Origin of the sequence: Streptoverticillium reticulum (genome assembly GCF_047456005.1) — a bacterium.
Classification (GTDB): Bacteria; Actinomycetota; Actinomycetes; order Streptomycetales; family Streptomycetaceae; genus Streptomyces; species Streptomyces reticulum.
The window spans coordinates 6,832,535-6,851,556 of sequence record NZ_CP179755.1 but is presented as its reverse complement, the minus strand read 5'-3'; the positions used below and the strand labels follow the sequence as shown (position 1 = coordinate 6,851,556).

The 19,022-nt window shown below is 72.4% G+C and carries 1 protein-coding gene (cut by a window edge); it reads right to left on the bottom strand.

The window, feature by feature from the left end; translation table 11 throughout:
• Positions 1 to 19,022 carry the 5' portion of an SDR family NAD(P)-dependent oxidoreductase gene (locus tag ACMATS_RS31510; RefSeq protein WP_414169802.1) on the bottom strand. 8,659 nt of this gene lie to the left of the window's left edge, so the window shows 19,022 of its 27,681 coding nt (coding positions 1-19,022); the start codon lies at positions 19,020 to 19,022; its stop codon lies beyond the left edge, outside the window.

Here is a 19,022-nt window from a genome sequence, read left to right as displayed (position 1 = left end):
GCCTCCGCGAACGCCTGCCGGTCGTGGCGCAGCAGGTTCGCCTCGCGCACCAGGTCGCCACCGGACTCCAGCACGTCGGCCCGCGGGACGAAGCCCTTGGGCACGCTGCCGTCGACGGCGCCCGGCACCGTCGCGCCGCCCAGCCAGTCGCGGAGCAGGCGCACGGCCTCACCTGTGTCGCGGGCCACCACCGCGCACCGGTGCCGGAAGTGGGCCCGGCCGTCGAGCAGCGTCGCGCTGACCCGGCGCGGGTCGTGCCCACCGGCACCGCCGTCGAGGAAGTCGGCCAGGTCGGCGACCCGCTGCCGCAGCGCCTCCGGGTCCTTCGCCGACAGGGCGAACAGGTGGGCGGGCACCGTCGTGTCGTGCTCGGATTCGGGCGTCACGAAGCTTTCCACCACCATGTGTGCGTTGGTTCCGCTCATTCCGAAGGCGCTCAGGGCCGCGACACGCTCGCGTCCCACCGTGCGCGGCCACTGTCTGTTCGCCCGGTTCACGAAGAACGGGCTGTCCTGCCAGTCGATGTACGTGCTCTCCCGCTCACAGTGCAGGCTGGCCGGGATGGTCTCGTGGTGCATGGCCTGGAGGATCCCGATCAGGCTGACCAGCCCGGACGCCGCGAGCGTGTGGCCGACGTTGGGCTTGGTCGAGGTCAGCGCGCAGTACCGGCGCCTGCCGGTGAGGCCGGTGAAGACGTCGTTGAGCGCGTTGACCTCCACCGGGTCGCCGAGCCGGGTTCCCGTGCCGTGGGCGACCAGGTAGTCGATCTCCGCCGGGTCGACGTCGTACTTCTCGTAGGTCGACCGCAGGAGGTCGGCCTGGGCGGCGCCGTTGGGGGCGGTGATGCCGTTGGACCTGCCGTCGTGGTTGATCCCACTGGCGCGGATGACGCCGTGGATCCGGTCCCCGTCGGCGATGGCCGCCGACAGGCGTTTCAGCACGACGACGGCGACGGCTTCGCCGGCCACCATGCCGTTGGCCCGCTCGTCGAAGGCGTAGCAGACGCCGTCCTCCGACAGCATTCCCGCCTGCCGCATGTCGGTGAGCTGCCGGGGTGTGGTGATCAGGCTGACGCCCGCCGCGAGGGCCGTGTCGCACTCGCCGTCCCGGATGCTCAGGCAGGCCTGGTGGGCGGCCACGAGCCCGGACGAGCAGGCGGTGTTGACCGCCATGACAGGGCCGTTGAAATCGAGGAAGTGGGCGAGCCGCGCGGCGAGCACACCGTCGTGGTTGGCGGTGATGCTGCCCGTGCTCCCGGCCAGGCCCTCGTAGTCACCGTGCTCGACACCCACGAACATGCCGACCCTGCCCGGCGAGCCGGGCTTCCAGGCCGCGTCCTCCAGCGCCCGCCACGACTCCTGCAGGAGCAGCCGCTGACGCGGGTCCAGGCTGCGGGCCTCCTTGGGGGAGATCTCGAAGAACAGCGGGTCGAACTCCTCCGGCCCCGCGAGCTGTCCGCAGCGGAAGGCACCGAGCGGGCTGTCCGCCGCCTCGCCCCACAGCGCGAGCCGTTCGGCACCGACCGGGCCGACGACGTCGCGGCCTTCCGAGAGGACGGACCACAGCTCGTCGACGTCACGCGCGCCGGGGAAGCGCCCGCTCATGCCGATGACGGCCACGGCTTCGCCGCTGCCCGCGGACCGCGCCCGGGGCGCGGAGTCCACCTGCGCGGCCGGCGTCGTCTCCTCCCGGACGGACACGTCGGGCGCGTCGGCGGGTTCGACCGCCGTCGGCGCGGGCGCCGCCCCGTACAGCGCCTCGAGGACGTCCTTGTGCTTGCCGGCGAGGTGGTCCCGCAGCTTCCCGAGCGTGGGGTGGCTGAAGAAGACCGACGGTGTGATCTCGACGCCGATGTGTCTGCCGATGCCGGTGGCCAGTTCGACGAGGCTCACCGAGTCGAAGCCGTACTCGGAGAGGTTGTCGTCCTGGTGGATCCTGTCGGACGGGACCTTGACGACGCGGCTGATGACGTCCCGGAGGTCCTTCTCCAGGCCCTCGTCGACGCCCGTCCCCGACGGCCCGGGACGCGGCGTGGCGGCGGGCTCCGCGTCGGCGGCCGCCGACGGTGGCGGCAGCAGGCCGAGGAAGCGGTGCACCCGGCTCGGCTCCCCGACCACGACCATGTGCTGGACGGCGTCCTGCGCCAACAAGGTCTCGAACAGCCGCAGTCCGTCCTCCGTCTCCAGGAAGTCCTGACCGCTGGAGCGCAGGTACAGATCGGTCGCGTCCTCGTCGAGGCCCATGCCTCCGTCGCGCCACAGCGGCCAGTTGATCACCGCGGTCCTGCCGGAGACCTCCCCTGCGACGCCCTGTTCGCCGCGGTGGGCGGCGTAGGCCGTCTGGAAGCGGTTGCCGAACGCGTAGTCGCAGGTGCCGAAGTCACCGATCACCGCGGAGGTCGAGGAGAAGTAGCAGACGAAGTCGAGGACTTCGCCGGCCAGCGCCTCGTCGAGCGCGAGCGTGCCCGCGACCTTGGCGGCCGCCGTCCGCTCGAACGCGGTCACGCTCTTGTCCAGAACGCTCCCCTGTCCCTCGGCTCCCGCGGCGTGGATGACGCCGTGGACGGCTCCGAACCGCTCACGAGCCTGTGCCAGGGCGCGCTTCATGTCGCCCGCGTCGCAGACGTCCGCACAGACGTACAGGGCCTTGTCCGCGCCGAGTTCGCGCAGCCTCTCCTGGCGCCGTGCGTCCGGTGCGGAGCGGCCGGTCAGCACGGTGTTGGCCCCGTGGGTGCGGATGAGGTGCTCGGCCACGAGCAGCCCGAGGCCGCCGAGACCGCCGGTGATGAGGTAGGTCCCGCCGCGCTTGAAGGCGCTGGGAGCCTCGGTCACCTCCGTCTGCCGCACGCGGCTGACGTAGCGCCCGCCGTCCCGGTACAGGGCGCTGGACGCGGTCTCCTGGCACACTTCGGCGGCCAGCCGCTCGGCCCAGCCCGCGGCCGTGCCGGGCCGCCGCGGGTCGGCGGCGTCCTGCAGCACGACCGTGAACGCGGTCCGCGGCAGGACGAGCCCCAGCGAGCGCTCGAAACCGACGGCCGCTTCGAGGTGGGCGCGCTCGACGCCGTCGCGGTACTGGCCCGCGTGCACGAACCGCCGCACGGGGACGCCGGCCCGGGCCAGCGCCTGGAGGGCGAGGAGGACCTCGCCGACGTCGTCGGGGCGCGAACCCGGTTCCAGCTTCCAGAGGTTCCAGACGGCGTCGACGGCGCCGTGGCTCGCGGCGATGGCGCCGAACGCGTCCGCGTAGTCACCGGCCTCCGCCCTGCGGACCTCGTACGCGTCCGGGGAGATCCGGCGGAAGGCGGTGCCCTGCCCGACGAAGGCGACGCGGGCGTCGGGGTCGAGCGCGCGGACCGCCCGCGCGACCTCGGCCTGGCGCTCGGCACCGCTGCACAGGCAGATGATGCTGCCGAGGCGCCGCGCCGGGCCTTCCGTCAGGGGTTCCGGCTCCCAGGCCTCGGTGAAGACGAGGGGCCGCGCGCGCTCCGCGGGCGCACCGGCCCGGGGCCCGCCCCGGTCGGCCCGCCCTCCCGCGGTGAGCTGCTGGTCGTCGAAGGGGAAGCAGCGCTCGCGGGCGAAGGGGTAGGCCGGCAGCCCGATGCGGCGCGGCCTGCGGCCGTCGTAGAGGACGGTCCAGTCGACGGGCACACCGTTCGCCCACAGTTCCAGGAGCTTGTCGTACTTCCCCTTGCCGGCCCAGGACGAGATCATCGTGCTCAGATCGGCGTCGGCGGAGAACAGCGTCCGCACGCCGCTTTCGCCCCTGGTCGAGCCGCGCACCACGGCCCCGGCGGCGCCGCCGGCCGAGCCGTCCGGGGCCAGGAAGGCGCGCAGCGCCGCCACCAGGTCCGGCACGGACGCGGCGGGAACGCCCAGCCGTTCCTCCATCGCTTCCCGCCCGACCTGCAGCGTGTAGGCCACGTCCGCCAGCTCCACGGCCGCGTTCTCCGGCCGTTCCAGCCACTCCAGCAGGCCCTCGGCCCGCGCCCGCAGCCCGTCCTCGGTCCGCGCCGACAACGGCACCACCGCGCCGAGCGCGGGGTCGAGCCGGTACCCGTCCTCGGGGCCGTCCTGCACGTGCTCCGCGATGACGACATGGGCGTTCGATCCGCCCGCGCCGAAGGACGAGATCCCGGCGATGCGCGGCGCCTGCGCACCCGTGCCGTTGCCGGGCAGGACGGGCCGGTCCCAGTCGGCCAGTTCGCGCTGGACGACGAACGGGGTGTCCGCGAAGTCGATGTGCGGGTTCAGCGTCTCCGCATGCAGGGACGGCGCCAGCTTGCCGTGCCGCATCTGGAGCAGCACCTTGGTGATGCCCGCGATGCCCGAGGCGCTCTCGGCGTGGCCGATGTTGCTCTTCACCGAACCGATGGCGCAGAACTGCTTGTCACCCGTGTGGTCCCGGAAGGCGTTCGACAGCCCCGTGATCTCGATCGGATCGCCCAGCGCGGTCCCGGTGCCGTGCGCCTCGACGTAGCTCACCGCACGCGCGCTGATCCCGGCGGACTCCAGGGCGCGGCCGATCGCCTCCGACTGCGCCTTGGGGTTGGGCACGGTGTACCCCCCGGCGCCACCGCCGTGGTTGACCGCGGTGCCCTTGATGACGCCGTGGATCCTGTCCCCGTCGGCGATCGCCCTCGCCAGCGGCTTCAGCAGGACCGCGCCCACGCCCTCGCCGGGCACATAGCCGTCGCCGCCGGCCCCGAAGCTCCGGCACCGGCCGTCGGTGGAGGCGAACTTGCCCTGGCTCAGCAGCAGGTACTTGTTCGGGTGCAGCGAGAGATTGACACCGCCCGCGACCGCTGCGTCGGACTCACCGGTCCTGAGGCTCTGGCAAGCGAGGTGAACGGCCGTCAGCGAGGACGAGCACATCGTGTCGATGCTCATGCTCGGACCGTGGAAGCCGCAGACGTGCGACACCCGGTTGGCGATGGAAGCCGAACTGCCCGCCACCGCCGACGACTTGCCCAGCAGCTGGCTCTGGGCTCCGTAGAGCTGGTACTCCTCGTACATCACGCCGACGAACACACCGACCCGACCGTCCAGCACGTTGCCGGTCCGGCTCTTCGGGCCGCCCCGCGTGTACCCGGCGTCCTCCAACGTCTCGTGGACGCACTGGAGGAACAGCCGCTCCTGCGGATCCATGATCTCCGCCTCGCGCGGAGAGATGTTGAAGAACAGCGGGTCGAAGTCGTACACGCCGTCGAGGAAGCCGCCCCACCTGCTGTACGACGTCCCGACGGCGTCCTTGCGCGGGTCGAAGAACTGCTCGTGGTTCCAGCGCGATTCGGGGATCTCGGTGACGCTGTCCCTGCCCGCCGCGAGGTTCTCCCAGAACTCCGCTACGTCGCCCGCCTGCGGGTAGCGGCCTGCCAGGCCGACGATCGCGATGTCCATCGGCCCCGCGGTGACCGCCTCCGGAGCGACGGCCGGGGCGGAGGGCGCGGTGGACACAGGCGCGGAGACCCGCCACGTGCGCTGCCGCCCGGCGGCGCTCGTCGACGCGGCGGCGCGGACCGTTCCCCCGGCACCGGGACCGCTCTCCCCTGTGGACAGGAGTTCGCGCATACGGTCGGGGTGGACTTCGAGGAAGTGTCCGGCGAGCGCCTCGATGGTGCGGTGCTCGAAGAACAGGGTCTTCGACAACGGCCCGAAGACCTCCTCCAGGGCCCGCGTCATGTCCATGGTCATCACGGAGTCGACGCCGTAGTCGTCGAGCGTCGCCTCCGCGTCGATCTTGGCCGGAGGCAGGTTGATCACCGACGACAGCCGCTGCTTGAAGTACGCCTCGGCCCGGCCGGCCAGGCCTTCCGCCCGCTCCGGCATCGACGGCGAGGGCGGCGACGACGGGCGACGGTCCTCCGTGCGCCGCGGTGCGGTCGTGGCATCGGGCTCGGGCGCGGCCAGCAGGGTGTGCCTCATCCGGGCCCGCTCGCCCTCCAGGACGAGGACCTGGTCGTCCGGTGCGGCCAACGCCCGGTACAGGGCCCGGACCCCGGTGTCCTCGCGCAGCGGGACCAGGCCGAACTGCGTCCGCAGCCACTGTTCGACGCCCGCGTCGACGTGCATCCCGCCGTCGGCCCACAGCGGCCAGTTGACCGACACCGTCCGGCCCCGGCGCGCGCCCTGTGCCACGAGCCCGTTCCGGTACGCCGCGTAGGCGTCCATGAACGCGTTCGCCGCCGCGTAGTCGGCCTGTCCCACGTTGCCGAACGCCCCGGTGAAGGACGAGAAGAGGACGAGGAAGTCCAGGTCCGCGTCCCGGGTCGCGGCGTCCAGGTGCACCAGGCCGGAGACCTTCGGGGCGAGAACGGCGGAGAAGTCCTCGGCCGACTTCTTCAGGATGAAGCCGTCCCTGAGCACCCCGGCAGAGTGCAGGATCCCGTCCACCCTCCCGTGCGTCCGGCGCGTCCAGTCCACGAGCGCGACGACGTCCTCCTCGACACTGACGTCCGCCTGCCGATAGTCCGCTTCGGCGCCCAGCAGCCGCAGCTGCTCCAAGAGCTCCCGCCTGCCCTCGTCCGGCGCGGCACGCCCGGTCAGCACGAGCCGGGGCCGGTCCGCCTTCGTGGCGATGTCCCGCGCGAACAGGGCGCCCAGCCCGCCGGCACCACCGGTGATCAGGTAGACGCCGCCGTCCTTCCACGGCAGCGCGGGCTCGGGTGCGTCCTCGAACTCGCGCCACCGCAGCACCTCGCGCACGCCCGACCGGTACCGGACCGCCGCGTCCTGCGGCGCGGCCCGGTCGGCGTCCACCCGGGACGCGGCACGCTCCGCCCCGTCCTCCGGGTCGATCAGGACCAACTGCCCCGAAACACGGGGGTTCTCCAGCCGGGCCGTCTTGAGGATGCCCGCCAGACCCGCCCACAGCCACGCGTCGGCGTCGGCCGGGACGACCAGCTGGACGCGGACGGCGCGCTGCGTCCGTTCGCCGAGCAGTTCCTTGACCTTCGCGAAGACCTGCCGGGCGTAGTCGGAGTAACGCCCGTCGACGCTCGTCGCAGCGGAGTCCAGGAGCACGACCTGTCCGGTTCCCCGTGCCCGCAGCGCCTGCGCGACCTCGGGAAGACCGATGAGCAGGGCCAGCGCGGCAGGCGTGCCGTCCGCTTCCCCCGCGTCCCGCGTCCGGTCGTGGGCGACCCAGCGCGGCGAGGCGAGCAGCTCGCCCGCGGGCTGCTCCGCCGGGAGCGCCCGCAGCGAGACGCCCCTGAGCCGTACGCACACCTTCCCCGCGTCGTCGCAGACGTCGATGTCGAGACGGCGGACCATGGCACCGGCGGACGCCGGCGTGCCGGCACCACCGCGCACCCACGCCCACATCGACGGGGTGCACGCGCCGAGCACCTGCACCTCGTCCACGGCGAACGGCAGGAGCAGCTGGCGCCGCGCCCCCTCCCCCGGCACCATGCCGACGCAGGCCTGGAGCGCGGAGTCCAGCAGGGCGGGGTGCAGCCCGTAGGCGCGCAGGGTCGTGCCGACGGCGTCCGGCAGCGTCAGCCGGGCCACGACCTGACCGTCACCGATCCACAGGCGCTCGACGCCGCGGTGCCCGGGGCCGTACGCGATGCCCTGCGCCCGGAACCAGTCGTAGACCTGGCCGGCGTCCACCTCGGCGCTCTCGCACTCCGCGCGCAGACGCGCGATGTCCACCTCGACGTCCGTGGGGGCCGCGGCGGGTTCCCGCGGCACCCGCACCACGCCCTCGGCGTGGACCACCGGGTCCGCGTCGGAGTGCAGGCCGACGATCTCGTAGCCGATCTCGTCCTGCCCCCTGGGCAGCAGCCGCACCTCGACGGCCTGGTGCCCCCGGCCCACCGTCACCGGCCGTGCCCACACGGCGTCGGCGATGGTCAGCGCGCCGTGCGGCTCGTCCAGCGAGGCCTCGACAGCGGCCCGTACCAGCTCCAGGCAGGCCGCGGCGGAGAGCACTCGCTCACCGTGCACCCGGTGGTCGGCCAGGAAGAACTCGTCCCCGGTGAACACGGAGGTGAACCGCTGCCCGCTCAGGCTGGACGTGTTCGTGTGCACCAGCGGGTGGAGCTGTCCCGCCGCCCGCGACCGCTGCTCGGTCTCCGTGCTCGTGACGGGCCAGTAGCGCTCGCGCTGGAAGGGGTAGGCCGGCATCGGGATGCGGCGTGGCACGCCCCGCCGGGGGAGCTTGCCCCAGTCGACCGGCACGCCCGTCACCCACAGCTTGAGCAGCTTGTCGAACTTGCCCTTCTCGGCCCAGGCGCCCAGCGTGCGGGCCATGTCGTCGTCCGCGGCGAAGAGTTGCAGCGCGTCGTCCCGGCGCCGCTTGACCGTCCCCCGGTGCAGGCCGGGAACCCCGGGAACACCGCCGTCGCCGAGGAAGCGCGTCAGCTTGGCGACGACGTCGGCGGTCGTGTCCGCCACGAGACCGAGGCGCTCCTCGAACGCCTCCCGGCCCGTCTGCAGGGTGTGCGCGACGTCCGCGAGCGAGGCCCCGGCACCGTCCTCGTCCGCGAGCCACTCCACGAGTTGCCCGGCCCGCTCCCGCAGGGCCTCCGGCGTCCTCGCGGAGAGCACGACGACCGCCGGGCCTTCCTGGGGGTGCTGTCGCGCCGGGTCGGGCACGTACTCCTCCACTATCAGGTGGGCGTTGGAGCCGCCCGCTCCGAAGGAGGAGACCCCGGCGACGCGCGGCAGCTCCGTGCCGTCGGCCGACAGCGGGCGCTGCCACTCCGTCAGCCCGCGCTGCACGAAGAAGGGGCTGTTCTCGAAGTCGATGTGCGGATTCAGCACGTCCGAGTGGAGCGAGGGCACCAGCTGCCCGTGCTTCATCTGGAGCAGCACCTTGGTCAGACCCGAGATGCCGGCGGCGCTCTCCGCATGTCCGATGTTGCTCTTCACCGAACCGATCGCGCAGAACCGGTTGTCGTCCGAGTACTCGCGGAACGCCCTCGTCAGGCCGGCGATCTCGATCGGGTCGCCGAGCGACGTGCCGGTGCCGTGCGCCTCGACGTAGCTCACCGACCGCGCGTCCACGCCCGCTTCCCGCAGTGCCCGGCCTATGACGTCGTACTGTGCACGGGGGTTGGGAACCGAGTAGCCGTTCGTCTTGCCGCCGTGGTTGACGGCCACGCCCCGTATGACGCCGTAGATCGTGTCGCCGTCCTCCTCCGCCTTCGCCAGCGGCTTCAGCAGGACGGCGCCGACGCCCTCGCCCGGAACGTAACCGTCGCCGCCCCGGCCGAAGCTCTCGCACTGCCCCTTGCTCGACAGGTACTTGCCGCCCGCGAGCATCAGGTACTTGTTGGGGTGCAGGGAGAGGTTCACACCGCCCGCGACGGCCAGCTCGCAGCCGCGCGTCAGCAGGCTCTGGCACGCCAGCTGGATCGCCGTGAGCGACGAGGAGCACATCGTGTCGACGGCCATGCTCGGCCCGTGCAGATCGAAGAAGTACGACACGCGGTTCGCGATCGACGACGCGCTGCCCGCCAGCGTGAGGTTGCGGCCCCTGGCCTGCTCCTGGGCGGCGTACAGCTGGTACTCCTCGTACATCACCCCCACGAACACGCCGACGTTCCCGCCGGGGCCGCCCTCGTCGCGATCGCGGCCCAGCGCCGCACGGGTGTACCCCGCGTCCTCGAACGTCTCCTGCACGCACTCCAGGAACAGCCGTTCCTGCGGGTCCATGTACTCCGCCTCGCGCGGGGAGATGTTGAAGAACAGCGGGTCGAAGTGGTCCGCCCCCTCCAGGAAACCGCCCCACTTCGAGTACGTCCTGCCGGCGGCGTCGACGTCCGGGTCGAAGAACCGGCTGTGGTCCCACCGGTCCTGCGGCACCTCGGTGACGCAGTCCTTGCCCTCGACCAGGTTCCGCCAGAATTCCCGCACCGACCGCGCCTGCGGGTAGCGCCCCGCCAGGCCGATGACGGCGACGTCGACGGAACCCGCGGCGTTCTCGGGGCGGGGTCGCGCCACGCGCCGGGCCACCTGCCCGAAGCGCCGGCGGGGCGCCGCGACCGAACGGGCGGCCGCAGCGCGGGTGTCGAAGGAGCCGGTCCCCGGCGCCGGTGCGTCCACACCGAGCAGGTGCCCCAGCTCGTCCTCGTGCGCCTCCAGGAAGTACTGCGTCAGGGCACGGATGCTCTGGTACTCGAAGAACAGTGTTTTGGGCAGCGAGCCGAAGACCTGCTCCAGCTCGGTGGTCAGGGCCATCGTCATGACGGAGTCGATGCCGTAGACCTCGAACGCGTCGTCGGCGTCGATCCGGTCCGCGGACAGGCCGAGCTCCGACGCCAGCAGCCCGATGAGGTACCGGGAGGTCCGGTCGTCGAGCCCGTCCCCGCTCACGGCCGCCCCGGCCGGTGCGGCAGCAGCGGTGCCCGACGGCTCGGGAGCGGCGCGGCCGGGCTGCTCGGGCCGGGACCGCGTGGTCGCGCCCTCGGCATCCTCGGCGCCCTCGGTCCCGTAAGGCCTGGCGGAAAACCCGTTGAACCGGCAGGACACGACGCCCGACCCGTCGCACAGGTCGATGTCGAGCTTGCGCACCCGGCTCCCGGGCCGGTCGTCGGCGCTGCGGCGCACCCAGGCCCACATCACCTCGTGGCACGGCCCGAAGACCTGCAACTCGTCCAGGGCGAAAGGGACATGGGCCGCGTCCTCCGGGCCCAGCCCGATCGCCGCCTGCAACGCCGAGTCCAGCAGGCTCGGATGCAGCACGAACGCGTCGAGCGAGCCGCGCACCTCCGCGGGCAGCCGCAGCCGGGCGAGCACCTGGCCGTCCCCGGCCCAGATGCTCTCGACGCCGCGGTGCGCGGGCCCGTACGCCAGGCCGAGCCGCCGGTAGGCCTGGTAGCAGTGCTCCGCGTCGAGCCGCGTCCCCGCCCACGCGGCCCGCAGCCCCGCCAGGTCCACCGGGTCGGCGGACGCCGGCTCGCCGAGCGACACCACGCCCTGGCCGTGCACCACGGGCACCGCCTCTTCCCCGGCCGTCTCCGGCAGTCCGGAGATCTCGAACGCGACCTCGCCGTCCCCGGCGGGGTACAGCTCCGTGCGGACACCGACGGGCCGCTCCCCGGCCTTGACCGGGCGCGCCCACACCACGTTGCGCAGCGTCAGTCCGACCGTGCGGCTCTCGACGGACGCCGTCACCGCCGCCCGCGCCATCTCCAGGTACGCCACACCCGGCAGCACGCGGTCGTCCTTGACCACGTGGTCCCGCAGGAAGAACTCGTCGCCGGAGAACACCGAGTCGAACCGCTGGGCCTCCAGGGTGGACGTGTTGGCGTGCACCAACGGGTGCAACCGGGCGCCGTCCTGCCCCGCACCTCCCGCCGCACGCGAGGCGGTGACCCAGTGGCGTTCGGGCGCGAAGGGGTACGTGGGCAGGGGAACGCGGCGCGGAGTCGTGGTGCGGGCGAGGAGCTCCCAGTCCACGCTCAGGCCGTCCGCCCAGAGGTCCATCAACTCCCCGTGCGCACCGCGCTCAAGCCGGTTCCGCACCGTGCGCTGCTCGTGCTCGTCGGCCTCGAAGTCCGCGAGCGCTTCGCGGGTGACCCGCGTCCGGCCGTGGCGCACACCGTCGATGTCCCGGACTCCGTCGAGGAACGCCCGGAGCTTCTCGTGCAGTTCGTCCCGGCTCTCCACCAGCAGGGCGAGCCGCTCCTCCATGGCTTCCCTGCCGACCTGCAGCGTGTACGCGATGTCCCCGAGCCGGGCGGTCCGGCCCCCTTCCGGGAGCCAGCGCACCAGCGCACGCACCTTCTCCCGCAGGCGCTCGGCGTTCTTCGCCGACAGCACCACCAGTTCCGGTGCCGGGTCGGGCACCGGCCGGTCGTCCGGCCGGGCGTACTCCTCGATCAGCACGTTGGCGATGGCGCCATGGGCACCGAACGAGGAGACGCCGGCGATGCGGGGCACCTCCGTGGTCACCCCCGCGACGGTCCGCGTGGGCCGCTTCCACGGCTCCAGCTCCTGCTGGACGCGGACCGGCGAGCCGGAGAAGTCGATGAAGGGGTTCAGCTGCCGCGCGTGGAGCGAAGGCGCGATCATCTTGTGCCGCATCTGCAGGACCACCTTGGTGATGCCCGCGATGCCCGCCGCGGCCTCCAAGTGGCCGATGTTCGACTTGACCGAGCCGATCGAGCAGAACCCCGACCTGTCGGTGTCCTCGCGGAACGCCTTGGTCAGAGCGGTGATCTCGATCGGGTCGCCCAGCGACGTGCCGGTCCCGTGCGCCTCGACGTAGCTGACGTCGTCCGCGGAGATCCCCGCGTCCCGCAGCGCGGCGACCATCAGGTCGGCCTGCGCGGACGGGTTGGGCACGGTGGTGCCGTTGGTCTTTCCGCCGTGCCGCGTCGCCACGCCCCGGATCACGGCGTGGATGTGGTCGCCGTCCTCGACGGCCCGGTCCAGGGACTTGAGCAGAACGCAGCCCACGCCCTCCCCGGGGACGTAACCGGTGCCGCCCTCCCCAAACGAACGGCAACGCCCGTCGGTGGCAAGGAAGTTCAGCTGGCTGAGCGCCACGTACTTGTTCGGGTGAAGCGACAGGTTCACGCCCGCCGCGAAGGCCATCGACGTCTCGCCGCTCCTGATGCTCTCGCACGCCATCGCGACCGCGTACAGCGAGGACGCGCAGGCCGTGTCGACGGTGAGGCTCGGCCCGTGGAGGTCGAAGAAGTACGAGACGAGGTTGGCGGCCTCCGCACGGTCGGACACGTCCTGGCCGCTGTAGAGCTGGTACTCGTTCCAGGTCATGCCCAGGTACACGCCGACCTTCCCGGCCCCGTCGGGGTTCAGGCCCTGCCGGGTGTATCCGGCGTCCTCCATGGCGGCCCAGGCCGCCTGGAGGACGAGCCGGGTCTGCGGGTCGGTCGCGGCGGCCCGCTTGGGCGGGATGCCGAAGAACATGGTGTCGAAGTTCTCGGCCCCGTCGATGAAACCGCCCCACTTGCTGACGGTCTTGCCGGGCCTGGTCTCGGGGGCGTAGTACGCGTCCTTGTCCCACCGGTGCGGCGGGATCTCCTCGATGCAGTCCTCGCCGTTGCGCAGCACGTCCCAGAACCGGTCGAGGTCGGCGGCGTGCGGGTAACGGCCGCTGATCCCGATGACGGCCACGTCCCGGGACCGCCCGGACCCGCCCGACGCCTCGCCGCGCGCGGTCACCCGGGCCTGCCCGGTCGTGGCCGCCGGCGCGGCGGGGAGCGTCGCGGCGGCGGTCGTCGCGGCGGCGGGCCGACCGGCGCCGAGCAGCGCCGTCATCCGCTCCGCGTGGTCGCGCACGAAGTATCCGGCCAGGTCGCGGATGGTGCGGTACTCGAAGAACAGCGTGCCCGGGACGGAGTCGAAGTCCTTGCCCAGCAGCCGCAGCAGCTCCAGGATCTGGATCGACTCGATGCCGTACGCGCCGAGTTCGGCGGCGGCGTCGATGCGCTCCGGCTCGATCTTGAAGACCTGGGAGATCTTGTCCTTGAGGTAGTCGACGGTCCTGGTGAACAGGTCGGGGGCGGCCGGCTCGGCGGCCGGGCGCAGCGGCTCGTGCTCGGCGGCCCACTGTGCCGGCTCGCGTTCGGCGACGCGCAGGACGCGTTCGATCCTCTCCCGGTCGCCCTTGGCCACCACGACCTGCGTCTCGTCCGAGGCGAGGATCGTCATCAGCGCCCGGATGCCCTCGGACGTCCCGAGGCCGCGCAGGCCGGAATGGTCGAAGTAGAGGGCCTTCGACGTGGCGTCCTGTGCGATGTCCCCGAGCATTCCGCCCTCGTCCCAGTAGGGCCAGTCGACCGTGATGGTCCGGCCGCGGCGCTCGCCGTCGGCCCGCAGCGCTTCACGGTGGTGGGCGTAGGCGTCGAGGAAGCGGTTGGCGGCCGCGTAGCTGCCCTGCCCGAAGTCGCCGAGGTGAGCGGCGATCGACGAGAACAGGACGAAGAAGTCCAGCGACTCCTCGCGCGTCAACTCGTCCAGGTGGACGGTTCCGTGCACCTTGGGCGCCAGGACCCCGTCGAAGTCGGCCTTCGCCGCGGTCAGTACGTCGCTGCCGCCCATGACGCCCGCGCTGTGGAAGACCCCGTCCAGTCGCCCGAACCGCGCCCGGGCCGCGTCGATCGCGGCGCGCACCGCGTCGCGGTCGGCGACGTCGCACCGCAGGTACGCGACCTGGGCGCCCGCCGCCTCCAGCGCCGCGGTCCGCTCCCGCAGGTCCGCGTCGAGTGCCCTGCGGCCGAGCAGTACGAGCCTCGCCCGGCACTGCTCGGCGAGGTACGTGCCGAGGTGTCCGCCGAGTTCGCCCGCTCCACCGCTGATGAGGTAGACGCCGTTCTCCTTCAGCGGCAGGCCGGACGGCACGGCGTCCACGCTGCCGTTCCACCGCCGCAGCACCCTCGTCGAACGGACGCCACCGGCACGCCGGACCTCCTGCCCGCGTGTGAACATCCCCTGCGTGACGCGGAGTTCGTCGAGCACTCCGGCGACCACGGACTCGGCGTCCGGCACCCCGTCGAACTGGAGGGTATTCATCCGGATCAGGTGGTTCACCGGGGTCATGGCACGCGCGAACCCCGAGAGCGACTGCGCCGCCGCTCCGGCCGGTCCCCGCTCTCCCGGCACGACGGACAGGTGCTGGAGTTCGTGTTCCAGCCCGGTGCCGTGTGCGGCCCGGAAGAAGTGGAGCAGACTCTCCAGTTCGACCGTGCGGTCGACACCGTCCGATGCCAGGGGCCACAGGTTGACGACGGCGAGCGGCGTCCGCCCCGGCAGGTCCACCGCGGTCAACAGCCGGTCGAAGTCCGCCTGGCTGAGCCGGTCGACGACGTAGTGGTCAGCGGCGCGCTCTTCGAACGATGCACCGGACCGCACCTGGATCACGGTTCCCGCGTGGTGCCGGCGGAAGAGCGCGACGCGTGCCGGTTCGTCGTCGAGGACGAGCAGGGTCGAGCCGGAGCCCGTCCCGGCCCCCGGTTCCGCCGTGTTGCCCGCCGCCACCCAGCGCGGCACGTAGAAGTGCAGGTCCTCGCTCCCGTGGCCCGCGCTCTGCGGTTGCGGCGCCTCGGGCTCGTACCGCCCGTCGATCCAGAACTCCTCACGGGCGAAGGGGTAGGCGGGCAGGGACGTGACCGGCGGCACCCGGTCGCCGAACAGGCCCTCCCATTCCAGGTCGTAGCCCTGGCGGTACAGGTCGGCCAGCGCGCGCAGGGTGTCCTGGTGCTTGCGCCGGTCGCCGGCCGGGCCGCCCGCGCGCGCGACCAGCTGACCGGCGTACTCGGCGAGCGCGGCCTGCGGTGCGAAGTCCCGTGGGCGCACGCCCTGGAACGTGTCGGGCGCTTCCTGTCCTTCGAGTACCTGGCGGAGCAGTCGCGCGGCGTCCTCGGGCGTCGCCGCGAGCAGTGCGCAGCGGTGCGCGAAGTGGTGTCTGCCGACCAGGAGCGTGGCGCTGATCCGGGCGAGACCGGCCTGGTCCTGGCCCCTGTTCTCCAGGAAGGCCAGGAGTTCGGCGGCCTTGGCCGTCAGGGCTTCGCCGGTCTTGGCCGAGAGCACGAGGAGGTGGGGCCGTGCGGGGTCACCGGTGTCCGCGGCCTCCGGCGCGTCGTACCCCTCGACGACGACATGGGCGTTCGTCCCGCTGATCCCGAAGGAACTGACCGCCCCCAGCCGCTTCTTGCCGGGCCCGCTCTTCCAGGGACGGGTCTCCTTGTTGACGTAGAAGGGGCTCCGCGCCCAGTCGATGTAGTCGCTGTCCTGCTCGCAGTGCAGGCTCACGGGCAGGGTTTCGTGCCGCAGCGACTGCACCAGACCGATCAGGCTCACCACCCCGGACGCGGCCAGGGTGTGCCCGAGGTTGCCCTTGACCGATGTCAGGGCGCAGTACTGCTTCTTGTCGGTGTACGGGCCGAAGGCGTCGGCGAGGGCGTTGACCTCGATGGGGTCACCGAGCCGGGTACCGGTGCCGTGCGCGACCACGTGCTCGATCCCGCTCGGGTCGATGCCGAACCGCTCGTGCACGGAGCGCAGCAGCGAGGACTGCGCCGACCTGCTGGGCGCGGTGATTCCGTTCGTACGGCCGTCGTAGTTGATGCCGCTGCCCTTGATGACGGCGTGGATCCTGTCCCCGTCCGCCAGGGCCCTGGAGAGTCGCTTCAGCACCACGACGGCGACCGCCTCGCCCACGACCATGCCGTTGGCGCGCTTGTCGAAGGGGCGGCAGACACCGTCGTCGGACAGCATCCCGGCGCGGCCGGCGTGCTGGAAGAACTGTGAGGTCGCGAGGATGTTGACGCCCGCGGCGAGCGCGGTGTCGCACTCGCCGGTGCGCAGGCTCACACAGGCCTGGTGCACGGCGACCAGCCCGGCGGAGCACGCCGTGTTGATCGCGACGACCGGTCCGGAGAAGTTCAGGAAGTACCCGAGGCGCGATGCCAGGATGCCGTCGTGGGCGGAGGTGAGGGTCTCACCGCTGCCGGCGAGCCGCTGGTAGTCGCCCTGCTCGGCACCGACGAACATGCCCACCGTGCTGTCTCGCAGCTTCCCGGCACCGTAGCCCGCGTCCTCCAGCGCCCGCCACGACTCCTGGAGCAGCAGCCGCTGCCGCGGGTCCATGGCCTCGGCCTCGCTGGGGACGATCTCGAAGAACAGCGGGTCGAACTCGGCCGCGCCCGGCAGCCATCCGCCCCTGGGCGCGTGGCCGCCGGGTGCCCCGGCCCAGTCCCGCCGCCGTTCCGCCGGAAGGGGCCCGACCACGTCCCTGCCGCCCGCGAGGATGTCCCAGAGGTCGTCGGCCGTCCGCGCCTGCGGAAAGCGCCCGCTCAGACCGATGACGGCGATGTCGTCCTCGCCGGGAACGGCGGCCGGTGCGGCAGCGGGCCCCGGCCGCGGCGACCTGGCGCTGCTCCGCCGCACGGGCGGCGGAGCCCCGGTCCCCTCGTACGTCCGCGCCACGGCTTCGCCGTGGTCCCGGACCAGGTGGTCCTGGACCATGCCCAGCGTGAAGTGCGTGTAGAGGTCCGCGGGCGTGAGGTCGATCCCGTAGTACGCGCTCAGCTCGGTGGCCAGCCGGGTGTTGCCGACCGAGTCGAAGCCCAAGTCGGCGAGTTTGTCGGCCGGTTGGATGCCGTCCGCCGGCAGCTTGAGCACGCCGGAGGCGATGCGGCGGAGGTCGGCCCGGACGAGGTCCGCGACCTCCGGTCGGTCGCTCCGCTCCGCGGGGAGCTGCTCGGCGGGCGAGTCGGGCGCGGTGTCGGCCGTGATCCAGTACCGCTGCGCGTCGAACGGGTACGTCGGCAGCCGGAGTTTCCCGGTACGGACCGCGGAGAAGAGGTCGCACCCGTGGAGGTCGGCGCCCGCGGCGAAGGCCTCGGCCAGGGCGGAAAGGTGCCGGGCGTACTCGGGGTCGGGGACGTCCGCTCCGAGGTGGAAGCCGGGGAGTTCCGGCCGGGGTGCCTCCCCGGGCGCGCCCCTGTCCTCACCGAGGTTGTGGAAGCAGCCGACGGCGCGGCCCTCACGTGTGAAGTGTTCCAGCGCGTCCCGCAGATCGGCGGTGCTCCGCACGACGAACGATGCGCGGACGTCGAAGTGTTCCCGTCCCAGCAGCAGCGTGGCGCTGAGGTCCATCAGGTCGACGCCGGTGCCCGCACGCCCGAGCCACTCCGCCAGGTCCCCGGCCCGGCGCCGCAGCGCCGTCCCGGTCCTGCCGGACAGGCAGACGAGGTAGGCGGCACGGGGCTGCGGCGCGACCGGCTCGCCGGGCGGCGCCTCCTCCAGGATCACGTGCGCGTTCGTACCGCCGAAGCCGAACGAGCTGACCCCGGCGCGGCGCGGGAGCGGCTCGCCCGCCTCCGAGCGCGGCGCGTCCCACTCCCGCGGGGAGTCCACGACGTAGAAGGGCGTCCCGTCCAGCGTGATGGCGGGGTTCAGCTTCGTGAAGTCCGGCAGGCCGGGCAGCTTCCCGTGCTCCATCGAGAGCAGGACCTTGATGACGCCCGCGATCCCCGCGGCGGGTTCGAGGTGGCCGATGTTCGGTTTGACCGAGCCGAGTCCGCAGTAATTGTGCGGTCCGGAGCCCGTGCCGTCGCCCCGGGCCCTGCCGAAACCTTCCACCAGTCCACGGACCTCGATCGGGTCGCCGGTCGGCGTACCGGTGCCGTGCGCTTCGACGTAACCGACGGTCTCCGGCGCGACTCCCGCCTGGGCGAAGGCCTTCGAGATGACCCTGGCCTGCGCGTCGGCGCTGGGATAGGTGAGGCTGCGGGTCCTCCCGCCGTGGCTGACGGCGCTGCCCCTGATGACACCGTGGATGCTGTCGCCGTCGCGCAAGGCGTCCGCGAGCGGCTTGAGGAGCACCAGGCCGCCGCCCTCGCCGCGCACGTACCCGTCCGCGCGTTCGTCGAAGGTCTTGCAGGAGCCGGTCGGGGACAGCATCCCGACCTTGGAGAACGAGACGGTCCGCTCGGGCGTCAGCACCAGGCTGATGCCGCCCGCGATCGCGACGCCGCACTCCTTCTGCCGCAGGGACTGCACTGCCAGGTGCACGGCGTCCAGCGATGCGGAGGACGCCGTGTCGACGGTCACGCTGGGACCGGTGAAGTCGAAGAAGTGGGAGACGCGGTTGGCGATGACGGCTCCCGCCGTCCCCGTGGCGTGATGCGCGGCGGGCTCTCGTACCTCTGCTTCCTGTAATCCCTTGTAGTCCAGGTTGAAGGCGCCTATGAAGACCCCGACATCGCTGCCGGCCAGCTCGCCGGGGCGCACGGCGGCGTCCTCGAGGCAGGACCAGGCGAGGTGCAGCATGATCCGCTGCTGCGGGTCCATGCTCTCCGCCTCCAGCGGAGACACCCGGAAGAACCCGGCGTCAAAAGACTCCACATCTGTCAGAAAGGCGCCCCACCGACTCGTTCCCGGACCTTCCGTGTCCGCGAACGCCCGCCAGTCCCAACGGCTTCCGGGCACTTCGCCGATGTGCGAGCGACCGCTCTCCACAGTGGCCCAGAACTGCTGGTAGTCGTCAGCTCCGGGGAACCGACAGGCCATGCCGATGATGGCGATGTCGTTGTCGTTGCTCTGCAC